The sequence below is a fragment of the Brevundimonas sp. Root1423 genome (genome assembly GCF_001426805.1).
The window spans coordinates 48779-69461 of the sequence record NZ_LMFL01000045.1 but is presented as its reverse complement, the minus strand read 5'-3'; the positions used below and the strand labels follow the sequence as shown (position 1 = coordinate 69461).

Below are 20683 nucleotides of genomic sequence, written 5' to 3'. Positions count from 1 at the left end.
GATGATGAGCCTGATCCTGAGTCTGGCGGCGCTGGCCGCCGCGCCGGCGCTGATTGACCCGACCTACGGGCCCTACACCGCCGACCAGACCGAGTTCATCGGCTGGGTCCGGTTCTCGAACGGCGAGTTCCAGCTGTATGGCGACGAGCAGGATGCGCGCCGTCCGATCGCGCCGGGCTGCGTCTCGGGCGCGGCCCCCCGCGGCGAGATGGATCAGGCGCGGGGCGATCTGCGCGGCCAGAAGGTGAAGATCACCGGCCGGGCCGTGCCCTGGAACGAGGCGACGAACCACCGGATCGAACACCGGGGCTCGAACATCCGCAACGACTGCGGAGCCGCCTTCGTCGTGGTCGCCGACGACATCCGGCCCGCCAACTGACCCAAGGCGGTTGCGCGACGGGCCGACGCACTGCAAGAGCGCGGGCGGCATGCGCATTCTTCTGACCAACGACGATGGCATCGAGGCCGAGGGCCTGGAGTGTCTTGAGCGCATCGCGCGCACCCTGTCCGACGACATCTGGGTGTGCGCACCCGCGGTCGAACAGTCGGGCAAGGGCCGGGGCATCACCCTGACCGAGCCGCTGCGGGTCAATCGCATGGGCGAGAAACGGTTCGCGGTGACCGGGACGCCGACCGATTGCGTTGTTCTGGCCGTCAACGACCTGATGCCCGAACGGCCCGATCTGGTGCTGTCGGGCGTGAACCGGGGCCATAACGTCGGCGAGGATTGCTCGTACTCGGGCACGGTGGCCGGCGCGCTGCAGGGCATGGCCTTCGGCATCCGCTCGATCGCGCTGAGCCAGAGCCTCGAACGCTTCCACGACGAGGTCACCGCCCACTGGGAGACGGCCGAGGCCTATGCGCCCGCCATCATCAGCCGCCTGCTCGCCCAGCCATGGCAGGACGGGGTGGTCATGAACCTGAACTTCCCCGCGCGTGCGCCGGACGAGGTGAAGGAGGTCGAGGTGACGCGTCAGGGCTTCCGCGACATCGGCGAGATGCATGCGGTCAAACGAACCGACCTGCGCGGCCGGGATTACTACTGGATGAGCTTCCGCGGTTCGAAACAGGACCATGCGCCCGGCACCGACCTGCGGGCGATGGACGAGGGCAAGATTTCGGTCACGCCGCTGCATATCGACCTGACCCATGCGCCAAGCATCCACGACCTGAAGGGCGTGCTGGGCGGGGCGCCGCCAAAGGGCATGGTCGGCGGATGAAGCTGAACGACGACAGGGCGGGACGGCTGATCCTCGGCCTTCGGCAGCAGGGGGTCACGGATCCGCGCGTGCTGACGGCCATGGAGTCCGTCGACCGCGCCGTCTTCGTGCATGAGAAATTCCTCGATCAGGCGTGGGAGGATCAGGCTCTGCCGATCGACTGCGCCCAGACGATCAGCCAGCCCTATATCGTCGGCCTGATGACCCAGGCGCTGGACGTCCAGCCGCGCCACCGGGTGCTGGAGATCGGCACCGGCAGCGGCTATCAGGCCGCCGTGCTGAGCCGGCTGGCCCGCTATGTCTATTCCATCGAGCGGTACCGCAGCCTGCTGACCGAGGCCGAAAGCCGGCTGAAGGAACTGAAGATCGACAATGTGATCACCCGGCATGGCGACGGGGGGCTTGGCTGGCCCGAGCAGTCGCCCTTCGACCGGATCATGGTCACGGCCGCGGCGCCGGGCGAGCCGACCGAGCTGCTGCACCAGTTGAAGCCGGGCGGGATTCTGGTCTGCCCGGTGGGGCGCAGCTCGGTGCAAATGCTGCACCGCTATGTGGGGCAGCCGGACGGGTCATTCCGCCGTGAGAGCCTCAGCGAGGTGCGGTTCGTGCCGTTGGTCGAGGGGACGGCCAAGGAGGGGTGACAGCCGCAGGGCATGCGCGCAACCTCTCGCGATGGTCTGGCGAGCCCTTGCGATCCTGCTGACGCTCCTGTGCGTGTGCCGCGCATATCCGGCCGCGGCGCAGGATTCAGGCCAGGTGTGTTTTGACCCCGGGACAACCCGACTGACGCCCGAAGGTTATGTCGAGGTCCGCCGCATCGCCGCCCGGATAGGGGCCGCTGTCGGACCGACGCATATTGTTCAGCGTCGCCCGGCAGGGTTGGGCGAAACCCTCTCCCTGAACGATCGTCGACGATATGAGATCAGACTGGAACTTCGGCGCGAAGGCGTGGACTTCGGGCGGATGGAGGTCCTTGAAGGCGGAGTTGAGGAGTCGGATTGCCTGACCGTCGAGATCGACCGGAGCCGGTCGTTCGGAGGCCTGTGGCACTACTGGGGACCCTATTTTGCGTCTGGAGACGATGCGATTTCCGCAGACCAGCGCGAGACAATGCGATCGATCGTGGCGGACTACCGTCCCGGGGAGACGAAATACTGCATCGAGGCGCATACCGACACCGTCGGGAGCGTTGGGGCAAATATGGACCTGAGCCGGCGCCGGGCTGAGAACATCGCGCTGGAATTGGTGCGGCAAGGCGTCCGGTGGGAGGACACGCAGGTGCGCTGGTATGGCGAGACGCGTCTCGCCCGCCCTACAGTGGATGAGGTCGCCGAGCCGTTGAACCGGCGCTCGTTCGTTGATGTTCGCCGGGCGTGCGCGGCGGGCCGTTAACCTTCGCGCCCAACTTTCGCGCTCTTTGGCGGGTTGGCTTGGGGCGACGGGCGAGGCACACCGGATGACGACCACGGGGCGGGAGACGGCATGAAGATTCGATTCGGGATCAGGGTCCTGGCGGTGCTGGGCGGGGTGATGACGCTGGCCGCCTGCGTCAGCTATCCGGCCGAGCCGCGCTATTCGATCCATGCCGACGGTTCGGCCCCCGCGCCGGCGCGTGCGTCGGTCTCGACCATTCCGCCGTTGTCGACCGCTCCGGCGCCGAGCGGCGAAGGCGTGCGCGGGGCCACAAATCCGGCCGACGAGGTCCCGCCGCCACGCACCGCGCCGGTCGAGGCCATCGAGGGCGGGGCGCTGTCCGCGCCGGTCAGCACGGAGTCGCGGGTCTATTCCGAAACTGTGACGCCCGCCGCCGGGCCCGCCTCCGAAGGGTTCAGCACGCCGCCGCCGCCGGCTTCCGGCTCAAGGGCCGTCGAGGCGGGCGCCGTCTACGAGATCCAGCCCGGGGACACGATCTCGGGTATCGGGCGGCGTTTCCAGACGCCGGTGCAGAACCTGATCGACCTGAACGCCCTCGGCCCGCGCGCGACGATCGCGCCGGGGCAACGGCTGATCCTGCCGGCCACGGCGGTCGATATCGGCGGCGATCCCTATGCGACCGGTCCGTCGCCCAGCGGCGTCTATGTGCCTGAAGCGGGGACTCCGCCTCCGCCGCCGCCGCCTCCGCCGTCGGGCAATGCAGCCCTGCCGGCCTCGCGCTACGATCCGGCGCCCGCGCCGACGGTTGAGGCCGCCGCTCCGGCTCCTGCATCCGCTGCGGCGAGCACGACGGTCGCTCTGGACTGGCCGGTGCGCGGCGACATCCTGCGGCGCTTCGGGCCGGTGGGCGTGGGCGAGCGCAACAACGGCATCAACATCGGCGCCGCGGCGGGAGCCGAGGTGCGTGCGGCGGCCGCGGGGCGCGTCGGCTACGTCGGCGACGATCTGGCGGGGCAGGGGCTGACCGTGCTGGTGGTGCACCGCGACGGCTGGCGCTCGGTCTATGGGCACCTGGGCTCGGCCGTGGTGCGCGACGGGGACGAGATCCGCGCCGGGCAGCAGATCGGCACCGTCGGCATGACCGCGGGAGATGGAAGGCCCTCGGTGCATTTCGAGACCTGGCGCATGCGCGGGGACCAGCCGAACGCCGTCGATCCGCTGACCGTGTTGCCGCGATAACGCAAAGCGCTGCCGCGGACACACGTCGCGTTGCAAAGTGCAGCGCCGCACCCTAGTTTCCGCGCCTCATTTTCAAGGGCCGCGTCGGGCGGCTCGAGACGTTCGCGGAGACCATCGTGCAGGAACTACTGGCGGGGCCGTTCGGCACCCTGATCTTCTTCGTCCCCGTGATCATCCTGTTCTACTTCATGCTGATCCGTCCGCAGCAGAAGCAGATGAAGGCCCATCAGGCGCTGGTCGCCGGTCTGAAGCGCGGCGACACGGTCGTCCTGTCCAACGGCATGATCGGCAAGGTCACCCGCGTCGAGAACGACCAGGCCATGGTCGAGATCGCCCAGGGCGTGAACGTCGCAGTGGTCAAGCAGATGATCACCCAGGTGCGTGACCGCACCGCGATCGCCGCCAACGACACCAAGACCATCGCCAAGTCCTGACACCGTTCTGAAAAGGTCGGGGACGCCCGCATGATCCATCTGTCGCGCTGGAAGGTCATCCTTCTTGTCCTGTCGCTGCTGTTCGGACTGCTGTTCAGCTATCCGAACCTGCTGAGCCCTGCCCAGCGCGAGGCCCTGCCGGGCTGGCTGCCGAAGAGCGGTCTGAACCTGGGGCTGGACCTTCAGGGCGGATCGTATCTGCTGCTGGAAGTCGACGTCCCGGCCATGCGCGAGAAGCGCCTGACCAACCTGGGCGAGGACGCCCGCACGGTTCTGGCCGAGGCCAGGGTCGGGGTGAACAGCATCGGGCGCGAGGAGGGCGGCGTGATCGTCGCCCTGGCCGACCCGACGCAGATGGATCTGGCGCTGCAGTCGATGCGCGCCCTCGTCAGCCCCGGCTCGACCGGCGTGGCGGATCGTTCGGTCCAGCGTCTGGGCAGCGACCGCATCCGCTACGGCTTCACCGAGGCAGCCCTGAACTCCATGGGTTCGGACGCCGTGACCCAGTCGATCGAGGTGGTGCGCCGCCGGATCGACAGCCTGGGCACACGCGAGCCTTCGATCACCCGTCAGGGCTCGGACCGCATCGTGGTCCAGGCGCCGGGCGAGAGCGATCCGGCCCAGCTGGAGCGCGTCATCGGCCAGACGGCCCAACTGACCTTCCAGATGGTCGACGTCGAGAATTCGGTCGAGGAAGCCATGGCCGGGGCCGTGCCGCCCGACTCCGAACTGATCCCCGGCGCCGAGCCCGGCGGCCCGGCCTTCTATCTGGTCAAGCGCCGGGTGCTGGTCTCGGGCGAGAACCTGACCAAGGCCGAGGTGACCGCCGACCAGAACAACCAGACCGCCATCGGCTTCCGCTTTGACGGCGCCGGCGCCCGCCGGTTCGGCGAGGCCACGGCCGCCAATATCGGCAAGCCCTTCGCCATCATCCTCGACGGCAAGGTGATCTCGGCCCCGAACATCCGCAGCGCCATTACCGGCGGCTCGGGCATCATCGAGGGCAGCTACACGATCCAGCAGGCTGCCGAGATGGTGAACCTGCTGAACGGCGGCGCCCTGCCGGCCCCGCTGAAGGTCGAGGAGCGCCGCACGGTCAGCGCCGAACTGGGCGAGGACGCGGTTTCGGCCGGCGGCCTGTCCACGGCCATCGGCTTTGGCATCATCGTGCTGTTCATGATCCTGGCCTACGGCTTCCTGTTCGGCGGAATCTCGGTGATCGGCCTTGTCCTGAACGGCCTGCTGATCATCGCGGCGATGAGCTTCACCCAGGCGACGCTGACGCTGCCGGGCATCGCCGGTCTGATCCTGACCTTCGCGGTGGCGGTGGACGCCAACGTGCTGATCTATGAGCGGATGCGCGACGAGGCGCGGGCCGGACGAAGCGTGATCGCTTCCATGGACGCCGGCTTCAACAAGGCCATGGGCACCATCATCGACGCCAACGTCACCACCCTGGTGGCGGCGGCGATCATGTTCATCTTCGGCGCCGGTCCCGTGCGGGGCTTCGCGTGGACGCTGTCGATCGGGGTGTTCACCTCGGTGCTGTCGTCCGTGCTGGTCGCCCAGGTGCTGCTGGCCTACTGGCTGAAAGTGGCCAAACCCAAAAAACTGCCGATCGCGGAGTGATGGCGATGCGTGGATGGCCCCTTATCCGAATGCTGCCGCAGAAGACGAATTTCCAGTTCGTCAAATACGCCCGCTACGCCGCCGTCCTGTCGGTCGTGCTGTGCGTCGCGGCGATCGTCTCCTGCTTCTATCCCGGCCTGAACATGGGCATCGACTTCCGGGGCGGCGCCTCGATGGAGGTGTCCAAGCCGGCGGGTCAGGTGATCGAGCTCGACCGCGTCCGCAGCGCCGCCAACGGACTGGATCTGGGTGACGTCCAGGTGCAGGGCATCGCGCGGCGCGACACCAATATCGACGACGGCTCGACCGCCATCCTGCGGTTCCAGGTGCCGGAAGGCCGCGACCAGACCGCCGTGGTCAACCAGGTCGAGAGCGCCATCAGCGGCGCCGTGGGCGAGGTGACCTATTCGGGCGTCAGCGTCGTCGGCTCCAAGGTATCGGGCGAGCTGTTCCAGTCGGGTCTGATGGCGCTGGGCGTCGCGATCCTGCTTATGTTCGCCTACATCTGGTTCCGGTTCGAACCGCAGTTCGGCTTCGGCGCGATCGCCGGCCTGCTGCATGACGTGATCCTGACCTTCGGCCTGATCGTGCTGTTCAAGCTGGAATTCAGCCTGACCATGGTCGCCGCCATCTTGACCGTCATCGGCTATTCGATGAACGACACCGTGGTGGTGTTCGACCGTCTTCGCGAGAACCTGCGCAAGTACAAGACCATGCCCCTGCGCGAGGTGATCGACCTGTCGCTGAACGAAACCCTGTCGCGGACCATCATCACCGGCATCACGGCGGTCATGGTGCTGGCGGCTCTGGCCGTCTACGGCGGTGAGGCCCTGTTCGGCTTCTCGATCGCCCTGATGTTCGGGATCATCGTCGGCACCTATTCTTCGATCTATGTCGGCGCGCCGATCATCCTGCTGTGGGGCGTCAAGCGCGGCAACCGCGACAAGGAAGACCTGAAGCCGGTCAAGCTGGGGATGGCCTCGCGGCCGTAGTCAGAACTCTCCCTTGCCCTTGTGGGGAGGGATGTCGGCGCAAAGCGGCGACAGGGTGGGGTGCGTCTGACATTCCCCACCCGGTCGCTTTGCGACCACCCTCCCCACAAGGGGGAGGGAGAGCTATGGTGCCGCTTAACGAATCGAACGGCCTTGGGAGGGGCTGACCATGGGCAAGCTGCTGTCGAATTTCCGCACGACCATCCTGCTGAGCCTCGTGCTCGCGGGGATCATGATCCTCGCCTTCGGACAGGTGTCCGGCGGCTTCGGCGAGGCGTTCTGGCAGGCCGCCTTCCGCTGGCTGCACGTCGCGGCCGGCATCCTGTGGATCGGGCTGCTGTACTATTTCAACTTCGTCCAGATCCGCGTCATGCCCAACATTCCGGCCGAGCTGAAGCCGGCGATCGGCAAGCATATCGCGCCCGAGGCCCTGTTCTGGTTCCGCTGGTCGGCGCTGGTGACGGTGCTGGCCGGTCTGGCCGTGATGTTCACCCGCGGCCACGCCTACGCCGCCGAGGTGCTGACCTTCGGCCTGGCGCAGGGCCTGACCGAGGACCAGAAGGGCTTCACCCTGATGGGGATCGGCGTCTGGCTGGCGATCATCATGTTCCTCAACGTCTGGGGCATCATCTGGCCGAACCAGAAGCGCGCGCTCGGCATCGTCCCCGCCGCGGATGACGTGAAGGCGAAGGCCGCCCGGATCGCCATGCTGGCCAGCCGGACCAACCTGCTGCTGTCGCTGCCGATGCTGACGTCGATGGCGATGTACCAGACGCTGTTTGGCTGATCCCGCCAACAGTCTCGACGAACAGGTTCGCGCCGCCGATCCCGACCGGTGGCTGTCCAGCCGCTTCGTGGCCGATGAGCGGCTGCGCGCGGACCTGATCGCCCTGTACGCCTTCGAGGCCGAACTGCTGGCGATTCCGACGCGCGTCACCCAGCCGTTGCTGGCCGAGATGCGGTACGTCTGGTGGCGCGAGCAGATGGACGGGGTGTTCGCGGGCGTGGCGCGCAAGGGCCATCCGGTCCTTGAGGCCCTGACCGACATCGTTGCGCGGCACGGTCTGGACCGGACGCCGTTCGACGCCCTGATCGAGGCCCATATCGGCCGGGTTCATGGCGAGCCGCACGATCTGGACGCCTTCTACACCGGGCCCATGCAACTGGCCGCCAGGGTGCTGGGCGCCGACAACCCCGTCGACGCAATTCCGGCGGGGCGGGTCTGGGGTCTGATGCAGACCGGCCGGTTCGACGAGGCGCGCGCGGCGCTGACGGAGGCGGGGCGCGCGGCGAGGGCGCTTCCCGTCGGGGCGTTTCCCGCGGTCCTGCCGGCGACTCTGGCCCGCAGCCCGGAGGCCGGGCCGACCGGAAGGCGGCTGCGGCTGCTATGGGCCGCAGTTCGCGGCAGACTGTGACTTCACCCGTTCGATGACCGCAGGGTCGCCCTCGCCGAAGAAGGCCGCCCGTGGAGCCGGAGGGGGCAGGGGCTTGCCCGTGCGCCAATCCATGAACTGGGTCGGCCAGGTCGCCTCGGCGCGGTCGTAGCCGCCGGCGCCGAAGGCGGTCACCGCCCCGTGCATGATGTTCCGTCGGGCCATGTCGACGCCCAGTTCGGTCAGCGCCTCGCGGAAGATGTCGTCGGCCTCGCCGCGCTTGCCGGGTTCCCCCACCGAATACAGCCAGTCGTGGACGACGGCGGCGATGGCGTGCCGCCCGAACGGCGGGATCAGCCAGCGGCCGACCTGCGGGATGGAGGCGAAGTCGGTGACGTAGGACGCCGGCACCCAGATGGTCCGCCCGGTCGGGCTGTGCTCATAGGCGAAAGGCTGCATGACCACGACCGTGGTGCGGCCGTCGCGCTCGCGGTCCTTGTCGTGGTTGATGGCGCAGACGAGGGGGCGGTCGACACGGACGACGGCCTGGAGGTCCGTCGGCGCCGGAGCGGCCTTCGGTGCGGGCGGCGACATCGGGATGGCGCTGAACGGCATGGGCGCCATCCTACACCCGGACGCCGACCCGAGGCGAAGTCAGGGAAAACCATCATCGACCGGCGTCGGGAAAGGGCGCACGTTTGATGGATCGCCGAACGGTTGAAATCACGGGGTCGATACGATGATGCGTTCCGTCCTGATTGCGGCGCTTCTGCTGACAGGCGGGCCGGTCCGCGCTGCGGTTCAGACCGCGCCGGCCGCTACTGCGGCTCCCGCCCAGGAGGCTGCAAACCAGGCCGTGGTGGAAGAGCTGTACCGGGCCTTTGCGGCGAACGACGCGCCGGCCATCGCCCGGGTGCTGGACGAGAATGTGGTCTGGACGGAGGCCGAGGGCGGTCCCTACGCCGACCGCAATCCGTACCGGGGACTCAGCGCGGTGTTTGACGGGGTATTCGGGCGGATCGGGGTCCACTTCCGGGATTTCCGCATCACGCCGGAGACCTTCCTGCCCAGCGGAAACCGGGTGGTGGTTCTGGGCCGCTACGCCGGAACCGAGATCGTCACGCGCGAGCCCCTCGACGCCCAGTTCGCCCATGTCTTCACCGTGGCCAACGGCAAGGTGACGGCTTTCCAGCAGTATACGGACACCGCCGGATGGATCGATGCGGTGACGCCGGACTGACCTAGTTCAGCGGCCGCTCGAGGATCTCGATGCGGCGGTCGAGGTCGGCGACGACAGACTCGAGGCGATCCTTCTCGGAGGCCATGTCGATCGGGGTTCCATCCTCGTACGAGAGCTGCGCGCCGCGGGCGATCAGGTCGAGCCGGTACAGGGCCGTGACGCGCCGTGCCTTCAGGCGGTCGAGATCGGTCTCCGCCATCACGCGTCCCGCCAGGCTTTCAGCGCTTCCATGGCGCGGATGCTCATCAGCCGTTTCTTGGCGCGGCCGCGTTCCTTCATCGGGATCTTGACGCCCGCCTCGTCGACTTTCGGCGCCTCCAGCGGCGGGAGCAGGCCGTAGTTGATGTTCATCGGCTGGAATTTGGAGATGCCGCCGGGGCCTTCCAGATGGCCGCCGGTGATGTGTTCGACCAGGGCGCCCATGGCCGTGTGGACGGGCGGGGCCTCCAGCGGCTTGCCGAGCCGTTCCGCGGCGGCGAGGCGGCCGGTGAGCAGGCCCATGGCGGCGCTCTCGACATAGCCCTCGACGCCGGTGACCTGACCGGCGAAGCGCAGGCGCGGCATGGCCTTCAGGCGCAGCTGGCGGTCCAGCAGCTTCGGGCTGTTCAAGAAGGTGTTGCGGTGCAGGCCGCCGAGGCGGGCGAACTGCGCGTCCTGCAGGCCGGGGATCATGCGGAAGACATCGGCCTGGGCTCCGTGCTTCAGCTTGGTCTGGAAGCCGACCATGTTGAACAGGGTGCCCAGCGCGTTGTCCTGACGCAGCTGGACGATGGCGTACGACTTCACCTGCGGATCGCGCGGATTGGTCAGGCCGACGGGCTTCATCGGGCCGTGGCGCAAGGTCTCGCGGCCGCGTTCCGCCATCACCTCGATGGGCAGGCAGCCGTCAAAATAGGGGACGTTTTCCCAGTCCTTGAACTCGGCCTTGGGACCATCCAGCAGGGCGTCGATGAAGGCCTCGTACTGGACCTTGTCCATCGGGCAGTTGACGTAGGCGGCGGCGTCTCCGCCCGGGCCTTCCTTGTCATAGCGGGACTGGCGCCAGGCGATGTCGAAGTCGATGGAGTCGGCGTGGACGATGGGGGCGATGGCGTCGAAGAAGCTCAGGCTCTCCTCGCCGGTCGTTTCGAGGATGGCGGCGGCCAGGGCGGGGGAGGTCAGGGGGCCGGTGGCGACGATGACATTGTCCCACTCTTCCGGCGGCAGGCCGGCGATCTCCTCGCGGACGATGGTGATCAGCGGGTGGGCTTCCAGCTTTGCCGTCACGGCCTGCGAGAAGCCGTCGCGATCGACGGCCAGTGCGCCGCCCGCGGGCACCTGATGGGCGTCGCCGCAGCTCATGATGATGGAATCGAGCGCCCGCATCTCGGCGTGAAGCAGGCCGACGGCGTTGTATTCCCAGTCGTCCGAGCGGAACGAGTTGGAGCAGACGAGTTCGGCGAGGCCGTCGGTCTGGTGGGCGTCGGTCTTCACGCCGGGGACGCCGCGCATCTCGTGCAGGACCACGGGGACGCCCGCCTTGGCGATCTGCCAGGCGGCTTCCGAGCCGGCGAGTCCGCCGCCGACGACGTGGATGGGCTTCAGGGTTTCCGTCATGCGCGGCTTCTAGCGGGGCGGGCCGTCGTGGGCTAGGCTGCGCGCGGGATGGGGGACGAAATGGCGCGATTTTCAATCGGGACGGCGATCAACGACGCCTTTGGCCTTATCGGCCGGCGGCCGTTGTCGGTGTTTGTCTGGGGTCTGATACTGGTCGTGCCGTCGGCGGCCGCCCTGGTGCTCATATTGCCGATGATGGGCGACATGGTCGTCGCCATGGAGCTCCAGCCTGCGGATGGCGCCGCTCATGAAGCGGCTTTTGCGGAGATGATGCAGTTCCAGGCCATGTCCGGGCTGTTCAACATCATCCAGCTGCTGCTGATCGTGGTCGTCTATACGGCGATCATGCGCGCCGTCCTGCGGCCCGCGGAGAGCCGCTTCTTCTCGCTGCGCCTCGGCATGGACGAGTTGCGGACCGCAGTCGTCGGACTGGCGCTGATCGTGGGCATCTATGCAGCCATGATCATCCTGGTGCTCATCGGAGGCGCGATCGGCTTCGCCGTCTGGGGCGCGGGCTCGCCGATGAATTGGCTGGTAATCGCCGGTCTGGTCGTCACCGCGTTTGTAGCGGTCTTTATCGCATTGGCCCGGGTCAGTCTGATCATGCCGGCCAGCGTGCTGTACCGCACCTTCGCGTTCACCGAAGGCTGGCGGCTGGGGCGGGGGCAGACCGGCAGCCTGTTCGGCATGATGCTCCTGCTCTTCCTTGTGCTCATGGTGATCCAGTTCGTCGTCTACGGCATCGGCTTCTCGATGGTCGTTGGAGCCGGGATGTCGGGCGGCTTCGACTGGGCTTCGCTTCGGTCGGATAGCGTGGAAGCCAATCCGTTCGAGGGCCTGACCGCCATGTTTGCAGCCAACTGGCCGTGGTTTGCGGTCGGATCCCTGGTCGTGGCGATGATCTATGGTGCGATGGTGACCTTGCACGTCGTCCCCTACGCCTCGGCCTGCCGGCAGCTGGCCGGAAGCGGAGCGCCGTCCCCCGTGGACGAGCCCGCGCCGGTCGCCTAAGCCAGCATCGGTCAGAGACAGGAGAGTACCATGGCGTTTTCAGCCACAGACGCCGCCTTCGAAGGCTTCCGCCTCGTTCGGCGCAATCCGCTGGCGCTGGTCGCCTGGACGCTGCTGTACGCCGTCCTGACGCTGACGGCGCTGTTCTCCCTGTCCACCATGATCGGGCCGCTGGAGGCGTGGACCGCGCAGGCGGAGGCGATGGAGTCGGTCGACAAGCCCAGCCTCGATCAGATCATGGGCCTGATGTCGCAGTTCGGCGTGATCATGGCCCAGGTGGCCTGGCTTCTGCCGGTCAGCCTGATCGTGGGCGCGATGCTGAGCGCGGCGGTGGCGCGCGGCGTTCTGAGCCCGTCGCGCGATCGTTTCGGCTATCTGCGCCTCGGCATGGACGAGGTGCGCGTGCTGGTGGTGACGTTCGTCCTGGGGCTGGTCATGGGCCTCGGCGCCTTTGTCGCCTTCCTGGCCTGGGGCCTGCTGATCGCGGCCGCCAAGACCGGAGGCGGCGACGGCGTGGCGGCCATCGCGGCGATCGTCGGCTTCCTCGCCATTGTCTGCGGTTTCGTCTGGCTGGCCGTTCGCCTCAGTCTCGCGGCGCCGATCACCGTGGCCGAGAAGCGGTTCGCCTTCTTTGACTCCTTCGCCGTGACCAAGGGCCGCTTCTGGCCGTTGCTGGGCATGGCGGTTCTGGCGGTCGTGATGGTGCTGCTGATCCAGCTGCTGTCTTCGATCGTTACGATGCCGCTGGCCATCATCTCGGGTCTGGAAAGCTGGTCGTTCGGCTCCGGCCAGGACCCCGAGGCCGTTCGCGCAGCCCTCGACGTGACCAATCCCTGGGTGATCGGTCAGGCCGTGGTCGAGGCGATCGTCTCGGCCCTGACGGTCGGCATCATGTATGCGCCGTTCGCCGCCGCCTATCGCGACATCACGGGCAGGGCGACGCCGGCCGCCTAGGCCCGCTTCTTCGCCCGGACCGGCTTGTCTTCGGACAGGGCGGCGACGCGGGCCTTGCGGCGGCTCTCGTGGCGGTCGAGGACCTCCTTGAGATATTTGCCGGTCCAGCTGGCCGGATTGGCGGCGACCTGTTCGGGGGTGCCGACCGCGACGATCTCGCCGCCGCCGTCGCCGCCCTCGGGGCCGAAGTCCAGCAGCCAGTCGGCCACCTTGATGACGTCGAGATTGTGCTCGATCACCACGATGGTGTTGCCGTTCTCGACCAGCTCCTGAAGCACCTCGAGCAGCTTCCTCGTGTCCTCGAAATGCAGGCCCGTGGTCGGCTCGTCGAGGATGTAGAGGGTCTTGCCCGTGGCGCGTTTGGACAGCTCTTTCGACAGCTTGACCCGCTGGGCCTCGCCGCCTGACAGGGTGGTCGCGGACTGGCCGACCTTGACGTAGCCGAGGCCGACCCGGTTCAGGGTCAGCATCTTGTCGCGGATGGACGGCACGGCCTTGAAGAAGGACGCAGCCTCTTCAACCGTCATGTCCAGGACGTCGGATATGCTCTTGCCCTTGAAGACGATTTCCAGCGTTTCGCGGTTGTAGCGTTTGCCCTTGCAGACGTCGCAGGTGACGTAGACGTCGGGCAGGAAATGCATCTCGATCTTGATCAGGCCATCGCCCTGGCAGGCTTCGCAGCGGCCGCCCTTGACGTTGAACGAGAAGCGGCCGGGGCCGTAACCGCGGGCCTTGGACTCCGGGAGGCCGGCGTACCAGTCGCGGATCGGGCCGAAGGCGCCGGTGTAGGTGGCGGGGTTCGAGCGCGGGGTGCGGCCGATGGGCGACTGGTCGATGTCGATGACCTTGTCGAACATCTCCAGCCCCTCGATGCGGTCGAAGGAGGCCGGGGCGTCCGAGGCGTTGTGCAGCCGGCGGGCGGCGGCCTTGTACAGGGTCTCGATGGTGAAGGTCGATTTGCCGCCGCCGGACACGCCGGTGACACAGGTGAACAGGCCGGCGGGGATCTCGCCGGTGACGTTCTTCAGATTGTTGCCGGTCGCGCCGCTGATCTTCAGCATCTTCTTGCGGTCGACGGGGCGGCGGCCCTCGGGCGGCAATTCGATCTCGCGCTCGCCGGTCAGGTATTTGGCGGTCAGGGACTTCGGATTGGCCATGACCTCGGCGGGCGTGCCCTGGGCGCAGACCTCGCCCCCGTGGATGCCGGCGGCCGGGCCCATGTCGATGACATAGTCGGCAGTCAGGATGGCCTCCTCGTCATGCTCGACGACGAGGACCGAGTTGCCGAGGTCCCGCAGGCCGCGCAGGCTTTCCAGCAGGCGGGAGTTGTCGCGCTGGTGCAGGCCGATGGACGGCTCGTCGAGCACATACAACACGCCGGTCAGGCCCGAGCCGCGCTGGCTCTCGCCGCCGGACAGGGTGCCCGAGGCGCGCGACAGGCTGAGGTAGTCAAGGCCGACGTTGTTGAGGAAGCGCAGCCGGTCGGTGATCTCCTTCAGGACGCGGCGGCCGATCTCCATCTGCTTGTCGGTCAGCTTGTCGTTCAGGGCCGTGAACCATTCATGGGCCTGTTTGATCGACAGCCAGGACACCTCGGCGATGTCCGTGGCGGCGACCTTGACCGCCAGGGCCTCGGGCTTGAGGCGTTTGCCGTGGCAGACCTCGCACGGGGTCTCGGACTGGAACTTCGGCAGGACGCCCTCGAAGGCCTTGGAGACCTCGTATTTGCGGGCGTTGTCGTCATAGGTGAATTTGATCTTGTCGCCGCCCGAGCCGCGCAGGATCACGTCCTGGGCCTTCTCGGGCAGTTCGCGCCAGGGCTTGTCCATCGAGAAGCCGTAGTGGCGGCTCAGCGACTGCAGCGTCTGGGTGTAGAGCGGCGAGGGGCCGCGCGACCACGGTGCGACGGCGCCCTTGTGCAGGGTCTTGTCGCGGTCGGGGATGACCAGATCGGCGTCGAACGCCAGCTTGACGCCGAGGCCGTCGCACGCCGGGCAGGCGCCGAACGGGTTGTTGAACGAGAACAGCCGCGGCTCGATCTCGCTGATGGTGAAGCCGGAGACCGGGCAGGCGAATTTCTCGGAGAAGGTCAGCCGGCGCGGCTCCTTCTCGCCCTCGGCGACATTGGCCCATTCGGCCACGGCGATGCCATCGGCCAGACCGAGCGCCGTCTGCAGGCTGTCGGCGTAGCGGCCCTCAAGGCCCTCCTTGGTAACGATCCGGTCCACGACGATGTCGATGTCGTGCTTGAACTTCTTGTCGAGCGTCGGGGCGTCCTCGATGGCGTAGTACTCGCCGTCGATCTTGACGCGCTGGAAGCCGGCGCGCTGCCACTCCGCCATCTCCTTGCGGTATTCGCCCTTGCGGCCCCGGACGACTGGAGCCAGCAGCATCAGACGCTCGCCGTCGGGCAGGGCGGTCAGCTTGTCGACCATCATGGAGATGGTCTGGCTCTCGATCGGCAGGCCGGTCGCGGGCGAATAGGGTACGCCGACGCGCGCCCAGAGAAGGCGCATGTAGTCGTGGATCTCGGTCACCGTGCCGACGGTCGAACGCGGGTTCTTGGAGGTGGTCTTCTGTTCGATGGAGATGGCCGGCGACAGGCCCTCGATCAGGTCGACGTCGGGCTTGCCCATCAGCTCAAGGAACTGGCGGGCGTAGGCGCTCAGACTCTCGACGTAGCGGCGCTGCCCCTCGGCGTAGATGGTGTCGAAGCGAGGTCGACGCCCTTGAGATTGTGCTCGCGCGCGCCGCGCACGCGGATGAAGTTGTGCTTTTCGGTCATGGAGTCCGGGAACGCGGTGGGGCCGGGGGAGGTCCGGCGCGACGCCGCTATATGGGGATCAATTCGGCGAAATCAGCAAGAACATTGTGGGAACATCAAGGCCCTGCTGACAGATACTGTCACTGGTCGACGAAATCGCCGGCGTTGAAGGTGAGAACGCACCGATGGTCGCTTCCGTTTGCGGCCGAGCATGAATCCACGCCGAACATGTTCGCCTGCACCTTCGCCGTCGAACGATAGCTGCGGCCGTCGTGCTCGAAGGCCGAGCCGATCCGGGCGCTCCAGGGGGCCAGAGCGTCGTAGAACGCGCGGGCCGGGGCGCCCGTGCAGGTGAACAGGATCAGTTCGTCGCCGCCGCCGTCGGAGGCCCGTCGGTAGCTTCCCGCCGCAGCGGCCTGGCCGATGCAGTCGGCGTAGAGACGGGCGTTCGCCGGGGCCGGATCGCCCGCGATGGGGCTGTAGTCCGGCGGCGCCAACGCCGTCTCCGTCGCGTGGGCGCAGGCGGTCAGGGCGGTCCCAAGAGCGAGGGCGGCGAGCAGGGGGCGATGGCGCATGATCCGGTCTCCGGGGCCACCGTCACACGGCTTCGTCAGCGGCGCCATTGCCGAAATGGCTTGCGCCCCGGCGACTTCGACCTCATCTTCGCTGCTTCGAGTGAGTTCACTGGAGGCCCGACGAACATGATCAGCGCGCTGGAAATCGGTATCGCCCTTTCCGCTCCTCTGCTGCTCGTGCTCGCCTATGCCCTCGCTCCCAAGCCCAAACCCGTCCGCATCCGCACTCGTGACGCTCGATCGCGTCGCGGCCCGCACGCCTGACGGTTCCACACTCTTCGACAATCTGGGCCTGACGTTCGGTCGCGAACGCACGGGCGTCGTCGGCCGTAACGGCGCGGGCAAGACCACGCTGCTGCGCCTGATCGCGGGCCTGGCTGAACCTGCCGAGGGCGCGGTGGCGCGCGTCGGGCGGATCGGCTGGCTGGAGCAGCGACGCGAACCCGGGCCGGGCGAGACGGCGGCGGAGGCGCTGGGCGTCGCAGAGCCGCTGGCGGTCGTGGCGCGGGTTCTGGCCGGCGACGCGTCGGAAGACGACCTCGCCGAGGCCGACTGGACGCTGGAAGAGCGGATCGAGCCCGCCCTGTCGGATACGGGATTGTCGGGACTGGACCTGCAGAGGCCGACCGCCTCGCTGAGCGGCGGTGAGCAGACCCGGCTGGGGTTGGCTGCACTGCTGCTGTCCCGGCCTGACCTGCTGGTGCTGGACGAGCCGACCAACCATCTGGACGCGGAAGGCCGGGCCATTGTCGCCGGGGTGTTGGCGCGGTGGAAGGGCGGGGCCGTGGTGGTCAGTCACGACCGGGAGCTGCTGAGGACCATGGACCGGATCGTCGAGCTGTCGTCGCTGGGCGCGGCGATCTAGGGGGCGGTTTCGACCTCTACGCCGGGCGCAAGGCGGCCGAGCGGGCGGCGGCGGCGCGCGATCTGGAGACGGCGGAGCGCGAGACAGGCCGGGTGGCGCGCGAAGGCCAGGCGGCGCTGGAGAAGAAGGCGCGGCGCGACAGGGCGGGTCGGGCCTTCGCTGCGAGGAAGTCCGAGCCGAAAATCCTGCTGGGGGCCATGGCCGAGCGGGCGGAGAACAGCGGCGCGCGCGACAACCGGCTGGCGGAGCGCAAGGCGGCCGAGGCCGAGGCGGCGCTGGCCGTGGCGCGTGAACGGGTCGAGCGAGTGCGGGCGCTGGACATTCCAATGCCGCCGACGGGGCTGGCGTCGGGGCGGACGGTGCTGGTGCTGCACGAAGCGGCGTGGGACGCGCCGGATGGGCGGCGGATCCTGGGGCCGCTATCGCTGCGGCTGACGGGGCCGGAGCGGGTGGCGGTCACCGGGCCGAACGGCGCCGGCAAGACGACGTTGCTGAAACTGATAGCGGGAGACCTGCAGCCGTCGTCGGGCGGGGTCGAAAGGCCGGTCGCCTCGGCCCTGCTGGATCAGGCGGCGGACATTTTGATGCCGGATGAGACGCTGGTCGAGGCGTACCGGCGGCTGAACCCCGAGGCGACGCCGAACGCCGCCCATGCGGCTTTGGCCCGCTTCCTGTTCCGCAACACGGTGGCGCAACGGGTTGTGGCGAGCCTGTCAGGCGGCGAGCGACTGCGTGCGGCCCTCGCCTGCGTGATGAGCGGCGTGCAGCCGCCGCAGTTGCTGATCCTCGACGAGCCGACCAACCATCTGGATCTGGACTCGATCGCGGCGGTCGAGGCGGCGCTCAGGGCCTGGGACGGGGCGCTGGTGGTGGTCAGTCACGACGCCGATTTCCTCGAGGCGATCGGCGTCGAGCGGACGTTGGCCCTCAGGCCTTGCGGTTGAAGGCGACGGCGCGGCCGTCGCCGGCGTTGGCCTGACCCGAGGCTCCGTAGGCGGAGGGCGAACCACGCTGGCTGGCGACCTCGGCCACGATGGTCTTGACCAGTCCTTCGGAGACGATGCGGGCGGCCTCGACGGCGCGCGCGTGGCGGGACAGCACGGCCTCGAACCCCTCCGTCGCCTTGATCAGGGCCATGCGATCAGAGGCCGGCGCGGCGGAGAGCACCGATGGATCGGCCTTCACCTGGGCGGACTCGCGGCGATAGACATTGGCCAGTTGCTGGGTCTCGGACAGGGTCGCGGCCGCGTCCTGCGGGCGGCGGGCCTCGAAAGCCTTTGACTCCTCGACCAGGCGTTCGGTGAGGCGCGCGGTCAGGTCGGTCAGCTGACGAACGCGGGCCCGGGCGTTGACGGTGGCGGCTTCGGTCATGCGGCGGTTTCCCCGGCTTCCTGCATCTTGAGCATCTGGGCGACGACCTGATCGGCCAGGCCGATGCCGCCGGCCTTGACGGTCTGTTTGGCCATGGCCTCGACAAGGAAGCCGCGCCAGGAGCCCTCGGCATCGCCGCCGCCGAAGGGAGCCTCGGTCGAAAGGCCCTCGAACATGGGCTTCATCATCTGCGACAGGAAGGACGCCTCGAACGCCTCGGCGGTCTCGCGCATCTTGTCGGTGACGACGCGGGCGGCGGCGCCGGCGACGGGTTGGAGCAGGCTGGCGGCTCCGGCGGCAGTCAACGGGTCCATGCTCACATCACCTCGATATCGGCTTGCAGGGCGCCCGCGGCCTTGATGGCCTGCAGGATGCTGATCATGTCGCGCGGGCTGACGCCGAGCGCGTTCAGGCCGTTGACGAGGGTGGACAGCGAGGTCCCGCCGCCGACGATCCGCATCTGGCGGCCCAGTTCTTCCTCGACCGCGACGGAGGAGGAGGGGACGACCACGGTCTCGCCGCGGCTGAAGGGGGCGGGCTGGCTGACCTGCGGACTTTCCTGAACCGAGATGGTCAGATTGCCCTGGGCGATGGCGACGGTGGAGACGCGGACGGCCTCGCCCATGACGATGACGCCGTTGACCTCGTCGATGATGACCTTGGCGGGGGCGTCGACCTGGACCGGCATGTTCTCGACCATGCTGATGAAGCCGGCCATGCCCATCTGGCCGGGCGCGCGCAGGGCGATGACGGTGCCGTTCTCGGCCAGGGCCGTGCCGGGATAGGTCTGGTTGATGGCGGCGGCGACACGCTGGGCCGTGGTGAAGTCGGGATTGCGCAGGGTCAGCCGCACCTCGTTCATATTGGCCAGCTGGAAGCCGGTCTCGCGCTCGACCGTGGCGCCCGAGGCGATGCGGCCGGCGGTCGGCACGCCGCGCGTGACGGAAGAGCCGGAAGCGCCGCCGCCCGAGACGGCGCCGGTCTGGATCGAGCCCTGGGCGACCGCATAGACCTGACCGTCTGCGCCCTGCAGGCTGGTGACGAGGAGGGTGCCGCCCAGCAGGCTCTTGGCGTCGCACATGCTGGCGACATTGACGTCGACGCGGGCGCCCGGCGTGGCGAAGGGCGGCAGTTCGGCCGTCACCATGATGGCGGCCATGTTCTTGGAGTTGGCGTTCGAGCCGCGGATGTTGACACCGAGCCGCTCGGTCATGCCTTCCAGCGACTGGCGGGTGAAGGGGCAGTTGCGCAGGGAGTCGCCCGTGCCGTTCAGTCCAACCACCAGTCCGTAGCCGACCAGCTGGTTGGTGCGGACGCCCTCGATGGCCGCGATGTCCTTGATCCGCGATTGCGCCGAGGCGGGCGCGGCGAATCCCGCCAGCGCGGCGGCTGTCAGGAGGGAGGCGAGCAGTTTCTGCATGGGCGGGGCGTCCAGGTACTGTTGCGTTTACGACGTTGCCAGAGCCGTGCCAGTCGGAAACCTCTATAAAAACAAGGGCGGCGGTCGCTCGGGTGCCGGAAGCCGCGGCAGAATCTGCCGGGGCGTTAACCAAACGGTGACGCGGCGCCGACGATGGTCCGGCATGTGCTGGAGTCGCATCGTATGAAGGTCACAGGCCCGTCCGGACCGTCGTCGCCGCAAGGCAGCCGCCCCGCGCGCGCCAGCGGCGGTTTCTCCCTGCCGTCTACGGCATCAAGCACCGGTGCGGGGCCGACCGCCGCTGCGTCCGGCGTATCCAACGTCAGCGACGTGTCCGCCCTGATGGCCCTGCAGGGCGTCGAGGACGTGACGGAACGCCGCCGCCGCGCCATTCGCCGCGGCGGAGGCCTGCTGGACCGGCTGGAAGAACTGAAGCTGGCCCTGCTGCAGGGCGAAGCGGGCGAGGGCGCGCTGGATCGCCTGTCGCGGACGCTGCGGGAGGAACGCCCGGTCGACGCCGACGCCGGGCTGAACGGTCTTCTGGACCAGATTGACCTGCGGGCCGCGGTCGAGCTCGCCAAGGCCGAGCTACGCCGCAGTGCAGCATAAGTCGCCGTAAACGCTGA

At 68.2% G+C, this 20683-nt stretch carries 24 protein-coding genes and 1 pseudogene; 17 read left to right on the top strand and 8 right to left on the bottom strand.

Annotation, left to right across the window (positions count from 1 at the left end; all coding sequences use genetic code 11):
• Positions 1-4 precede the first annotated feature (4 nt).
• The 10 genes from ASD25_RS21925 to ASD25_RS21880 all read left to right on the top strand — a co-directional run bounded on the left by ASD25_RS21925 (position 5) and on the right by ASD25_RS21880 (position 8303).
• Positions 5-379 (top strand): hypothetical protein, encoded by a 375-nt coding sequence (locus tag ASD25_RS21925; protein WP_156389419.1) that lies wholly within the window; start codon positions 5-7, stop codon positions 377-379.
• A gap of 49 nt (positions 380-428) precedes the next feature.
• A complete protein-coding gene (gene surE, locus ASD25_RS21920; protein WP_056621358.1) occupies positions 429-1220 on the top strand; it encodes a 5'/3'-nucleotidase SurE in 792 nt (263 codons plus the stop codon).
• Positions 1217-1861, top strand: a complete 645-nt coding sequence (locus tag ASD25_RS21915) for a protein-L-isoaspartate(D-aspartate) O-methyltransferase (protein WP_056620445.1) — start codon at positions 1217-1219, stop codon at positions 1859-1861. The genes surE and ASD25_RS21915 overlap by 4 nt, the downstream gene beginning before the upstream one ends.
• 31 nt (positions 1862-1892) lie before the next feature.
• The gene (locus ASD25_RS29700) at positions 1893-2612 is read left to right on the top strand and encodes an OmpA family protein (RefSeq protein ID WP_162252094.1); all 720 of its coding nucleotides are present in this window, start codon (positions 1893-1895) and stop codon (positions 2610-2612) included.
• Positions 2613-2702: 90 nt separating this feature from the next.
• Positions 2703-3833 carry a M23 family metallopeptidase gene (locus tag ASD25_RS21905; RefSeq protein WP_056620441.1) on the top strand — a complete coding sequence of 377 codons (1131 nt, stop codon included), beginning with the start codon at positions 2703-2705 and terminating at the stop codon, positions 3831-3833.
• 116 nt (positions 3834-3949) lie between these two features.
• Positions 3950-4267, top strand: a complete 318-nt coding sequence (gene yajC, locus ASD25_RS21900; RefSeq protein ID WP_156389418.1) for a preprotein translocase subunit YajC — start codon at positions 3950-3952, stop codon at positions 4265-4267.
• 30 nt (positions 4268-4297) lie between these two features.
• Entirely contained in the window at positions 4298-5896 is a 1599-nt protein-coding gene (secD, locus tag ASD25_RS21895) for a protein translocase subunit SecD (protein WP_056620439.1), read from the top strand.
• Positions 5896-6888, top strand: coding sequence for a protein translocase subunit SecF (gene secF / locus ASD25_RS21890; protein ID WP_056620437.1), 993 nt, complete (start codon positions 5896-5898; stop codon positions 6886-6888). The genes secD and secF overlap by 1 nt, the downstream gene beginning before the upstream one ends.
• A 169-nt stretch (positions 6889-7057) precedes the next feature.
• Positions 7058-7675 (top strand): hypothetical protein, encoded by a 618-nt coding sequence (locus ASD25_RS21885; protein ID WP_056620435.1) that lies wholly within the window; start codon positions 7058-7060, stop codon positions 7673-7675.
• Positions 7668-8303 (top strand): squalene/phytoene synthase family protein, encoded by a 636-nt coding sequence (locus ASD25_RS21880; protein WP_056620433.1) that lies wholly within the window; start codon positions 7668-7670, stop codon positions 8301-8303. The genes ASD25_RS21885 and ASD25_RS21880 overlap by 8 nt, the downstream gene beginning before the upstream one ends.
• Here ASD25_RS21880 and ASD25_RS21875 read toward each other — a convergent pair.
• Complete coding sequence (locus ASD25_RS21875) at positions 8274-8876, bottom strand: DUF1353 domain-containing protein (RefSeq protein ID WP_056620430.1); 603 nt, start codon at positions 8874-8876, stop codon at positions 8274-8276. The genes ASD25_RS21880 and ASD25_RS21875 overlap by 30 nt on opposite strands.
• A 127-nt stretch (positions 8877-9003) precedes the next feature.
• On the opposite strand from ASD25_RS21875, the gene ASD25_RS21870 reads away from it, so the two are divergent.
• Positions 9004-9501, top strand: coding sequence for a nuclear transport factor 2 family protein (locus tag ASD25_RS21870; protein ID WP_235562837.1), 498 nt, complete (start codon positions 9004-9006; stop codon positions 9499-9501).
• Between the two features lies 1 nt (position 9502).
• Here the strand turns inward: ASD25_RS21870 and ASD25_RS21865 are convergent, their stop codons facing one another.
• Together ASD25_RS21865 and trmFO are read right to left on the bottom strand one after the other, a co-directional pair.
• Complete coding sequence (locus tag ASD25_RS21865; protein WP_056620426.1) at positions 9503-9700, bottom strand: hypothetical protein; 198 nt, start codon at positions 9698-9700, stop codon at positions 9503-9505.
• On the bottom strand, positions 9700-11097 hold the full coding sequence (trmFO, locus tag ASD25_RS21860) for a methylenetetrahydrofolate--tRNA-(uracil(54)-C(5))-methyltransferase (FADH(2)-oxidizing) TrmFO (RefSeq protein WP_056620423.1): 1398 nt from the start codon (positions 11095-11097) through the stop codon (positions 9700-9702). The genes ASD25_RS21865 and trmFO overlap by 1 nt, the downstream gene beginning before the upstream one ends.
• 60 nt (positions 11098-11157) lie before the next feature.
• Here trmFO and ASD25_RS21855 point away from each other — a divergent pair, with 60 nt between their 5' ends.
• Together ASD25_RS21855 and ASD25_RS21850 are read left to right on the top strand one after the other, a co-directional pair.
• Positions 11158-12108 carry a hypothetical protein gene (locus tag ASD25_RS21855; protein WP_056620420.1) on the top strand — a complete coding sequence of 317 codons (951 nt, stop codon included), beginning with the start codon at positions 11158-11160 and terminating at the stop codon, positions 12106-12108.
• 30 nt (positions 12109-12138) lie between these two features.
• On the top strand, positions 12139-13062 hold the full coding sequence (locus tag ASD25_RS21850; RefSeq protein WP_056620417.1) for a hypothetical protein: 924 nt from the start codon (positions 12139-12141) through the stop codon (positions 13060-13062).
• Here the strand turns inward: ASD25_RS21850 and uvrA are convergent.
• Both uvrA and ASD25_RS21840 read right to left on the bottom strand, forming a co-directional pair.
• Positions 13059-15847: pseudogene (gene uvrA / locus ASD25_RS21845) on the bottom strand (excinuclease ABC subunit UvrA). The gene ASD25_RS21850 and the pseudogene uvrA sit on opposite strands and share 4 nt — an antisense overlap.
• A gap of 119 nt (positions 15848-15966) precedes the next feature.
• Positions 15967-16401, bottom strand: coding sequence for a hypothetical protein (locus ASD25_RS21840; protein WP_056620414.1), 435 nt, complete (start codon positions 16399-16401; stop codon positions 15967-15969).
• Between ASD25_RS21840 and ASD25_RS31045 the strand changes: the two genes are divergently transcribed.
• The 3 genes from ASD25_RS31045 (at position 16393) to ASD25_RS33350 (ending at position 18210) form a co-directional block, all read left to right on the top strand.
• Positions 16393-16665 (top strand): hypothetical protein, encoded by a 273-nt coding sequence (locus tag ASD25_RS31045; protein ID WP_162252093.1) that lies wholly within the window; start codon positions 16393-16395, stop codon positions 16663-16665. The genes ASD25_RS21840 and ASD25_RS31045 overlap by 9 nt on opposite strands.
• Positions 16631-17266, top strand: a complete 636-nt coding sequence (locus ASD25_RS33355; protein ID WP_235562836.1) for an ATP-binding cassette domain-containing protein — start codon at positions 16631-16633, stop codon at positions 17264-17266. The genes ASD25_RS31045 and ASD25_RS33355 overlap by 35 nt, the downstream gene beginning before the upstream one ends.
• Before the next feature lie 92 nt (positions 17267-17358).
• Positions 17359-18210: an ATP-binding cassette domain-containing protein gene (locus ASD25_RS33350; protein ID WP_369816658.1), complete on the top strand. Its 852-nt coding sequence runs from the start codon at positions 17359-17361 to the stop codon at positions 18208-18210.
• On the opposite strand, the gene ASD25_RS21830 is transcribed toward ASD25_RS33350, so the two are convergent.
• Genes ASD25_RS21830 through ASD25_RS21820 form a run of 3 tightly spaced genes read right to left on the bottom strand, consistent with a single transcriptional unit; the run spans position 18194 to position 20057 of the window.
• On the bottom strand, positions 18194-18637 hold the full coding sequence (locus ASD25_RS21830; protein ID WP_056620411.1) for a hypothetical protein: 444 nt from the start codon (positions 18635-18637) through the stop codon (positions 18194-18196). The two genes, ASD25_RS33350 and ASD25_RS21830, sit on opposite strands and share 17 nt — an antisense overlap.
• A complete protein-coding gene (locus tag ASD25_RS21825; protein WP_056620408.1) occupies positions 18634-18951 on the bottom strand; it encodes a rod-binding protein in 318 nt (105 codons plus the stop codon). The genes ASD25_RS21830 and ASD25_RS21825 overlap by 4 nt, the downstream gene beginning before the upstream one ends.
• 2 nt (positions 18952-18953) lie before the next feature.
• On the bottom strand, positions 18954-20057 hold the full coding sequence (locus ASD25_RS21820) for a flagellar basal body P-ring protein FlgI (protein WP_056620406.1): 1104 nt from the start codon (positions 20055-20057) through the stop codon (positions 18954-18956).
• A gap of 183 nt (positions 20058-20240) precedes the next feature.
• Here ASD25_RS21820 and ASD25_RS21815 point away from each other — a divergent pair, with 183 nt between their 5' ends.
• On the top strand, positions 20241-20666 hold the full coding sequence (locus tag ASD25_RS21815) for a flagellar assembly protein FliX (RefSeq protein ID WP_056620401.1): 426 nt from the start codon (positions 20241-20243) through the stop codon (positions 20664-20666).
• Positions 20667-20683 lie beyond the last annotated feature (17 nt).

Excerpts from the sequence above, each read along its gene's own strand:
- ASD25_RS21925 (WP_156389419.1), top strand. The coding sequence starts at position 5 with ATGAGCCTGATCCTGAGTCTGGCGGCGCTGGCCGCCGCGCCGGCGCTG.
- surE (WP_056621358.1), top strand. The coding sequence starts at position 429 with ATGCGCATTCTTCTGACCAACGACGATGGCATCGAGGCCGAGGGCCTG.
- ASD25_RS21915 (WP_056620445.1), top strand. The coding sequence starts at position 1,217 with ATGAAGCTGAACGACGACAGGGCGGGACGGCTGATCCTCGGCCTTCGG.
- ASD25_RS29700 (WP_162252094.1), top strand. The coding sequence starts at position 1,893 with ATGGTCTGGCGAGCCCTTGCGATCCTGCTGACGCTCCTGTGCGTGTGC.
- ASD25_RS21905 (WP_056620441.1), top strand. The coding sequence starts at position 2,703 with ATGAAGATTCGATTCGGGATCAGGGTCCTGGCGGTGCTGGGCGGGGTG.
- secD (WP_056620439.1), top strand. The coding sequence starts at position 4,298 with ATGATCCATCTGTCGCGCTGGAAGGTCATCCTTCTTGTCCTGTCGCTG.
- secF (WP_056620437.1), top strand. The coding sequence starts at position 5,896 with ATGGCGATGCGTGGATGGCCCCTTATCCGAATGCTGCCGCAGAAGACG.
- ASD25_RS21885 (WP_056620435.1), top strand. The coding sequence starts at position 7,058 with ATGGGCAAGCTGCTGTCGAATTTCCGCACGACCATCCTGCTGAGCCTC.
- ASD25_RS21875 (WP_056620430.1), bottom strand. The coding sequence starts at position 8,876 with ATGCCGTTCAGCGCCATCCCGATGTCGCCGCCCGCACCGAAGGCCGCT.
- ASD25_RS21870 (WP_235562837.1), top strand. The coding sequence starts at position 9,004 with ATGCGTTCCGTCCTGATTGCGGCGCTTCTGCTGACAGGCGGGCCGGTC.
- ASD25_RS21865 (WP_056620426.1), bottom strand. The coding sequence starts at position 9,700 with ATGGCGGAGACCGATCTCGACCGCCTGAAGGCACGGCGCGTCACGGCC.
- trmFO (WP_056620423.1), bottom strand. The coding sequence starts at position 11,097 with ATGACGGAAACCCTGAAGCCCATCCACGTCGTCGGCGGCGGACTCGCC.
- ASD25_RS21855 (WP_056620420.1), top strand. The coding sequence starts at position 11,158 with ATGGCGCGATTTTCAATCGGGACGGCGATCAACGACGCCTTTGGCCTT.
- ASD25_RS21850 (WP_056620417.1), top strand. The coding sequence starts at position 12,139 with ATGGCGTTTTCAGCCACAGACGCCGCCTTCGAAGGCTTCCGCCTCGTT.
- ASD25_RS31045 (WP_162252093.1), top strand. The coding sequence starts at position 16,393 with ATGGCGCATGATCCGGTCTCCGGGGCCACCGTCACACGGCTTCGTCAG.
- ASD25_RS21840 (WP_056620414.1), bottom strand. The coding sequence starts at position 16,401 with ATGCGCCATCGCCCCCTGCTCGCCGCCCTCGCTCTTGGGACCGCCCTG.
- ASD25_RS21830 (WP_056620411.1), bottom strand. The coding sequence starts at position 18,637 with ATGACCGAAGCCGCCACCGTCAACGCCCGGGCCCGCGTTCGTCAGCTG.
- ASD25_RS21825 (WP_056620408.1), bottom strand. The coding sequence starts at position 18,951 with ATGGACCCGTTGACTGCCGCCGGAGCCGCCAGCCTGCTCCAACCCGTC.
- ASD25_RS21820 (WP_056620406.1), bottom strand. The coding sequence starts at position 20,057 with ATGCAGAAACTGCTCGCCTCCCTCCTGACAGCCGCCGCGCTGGCGGGA.
- ASD25_RS21815 (WP_056620401.1), top strand. The coding sequence starts at position 20,241 with ATGAAGGTCACAGGCCCGTCCGGACCGTCGTCGCCGCAAGGCAGCCGC.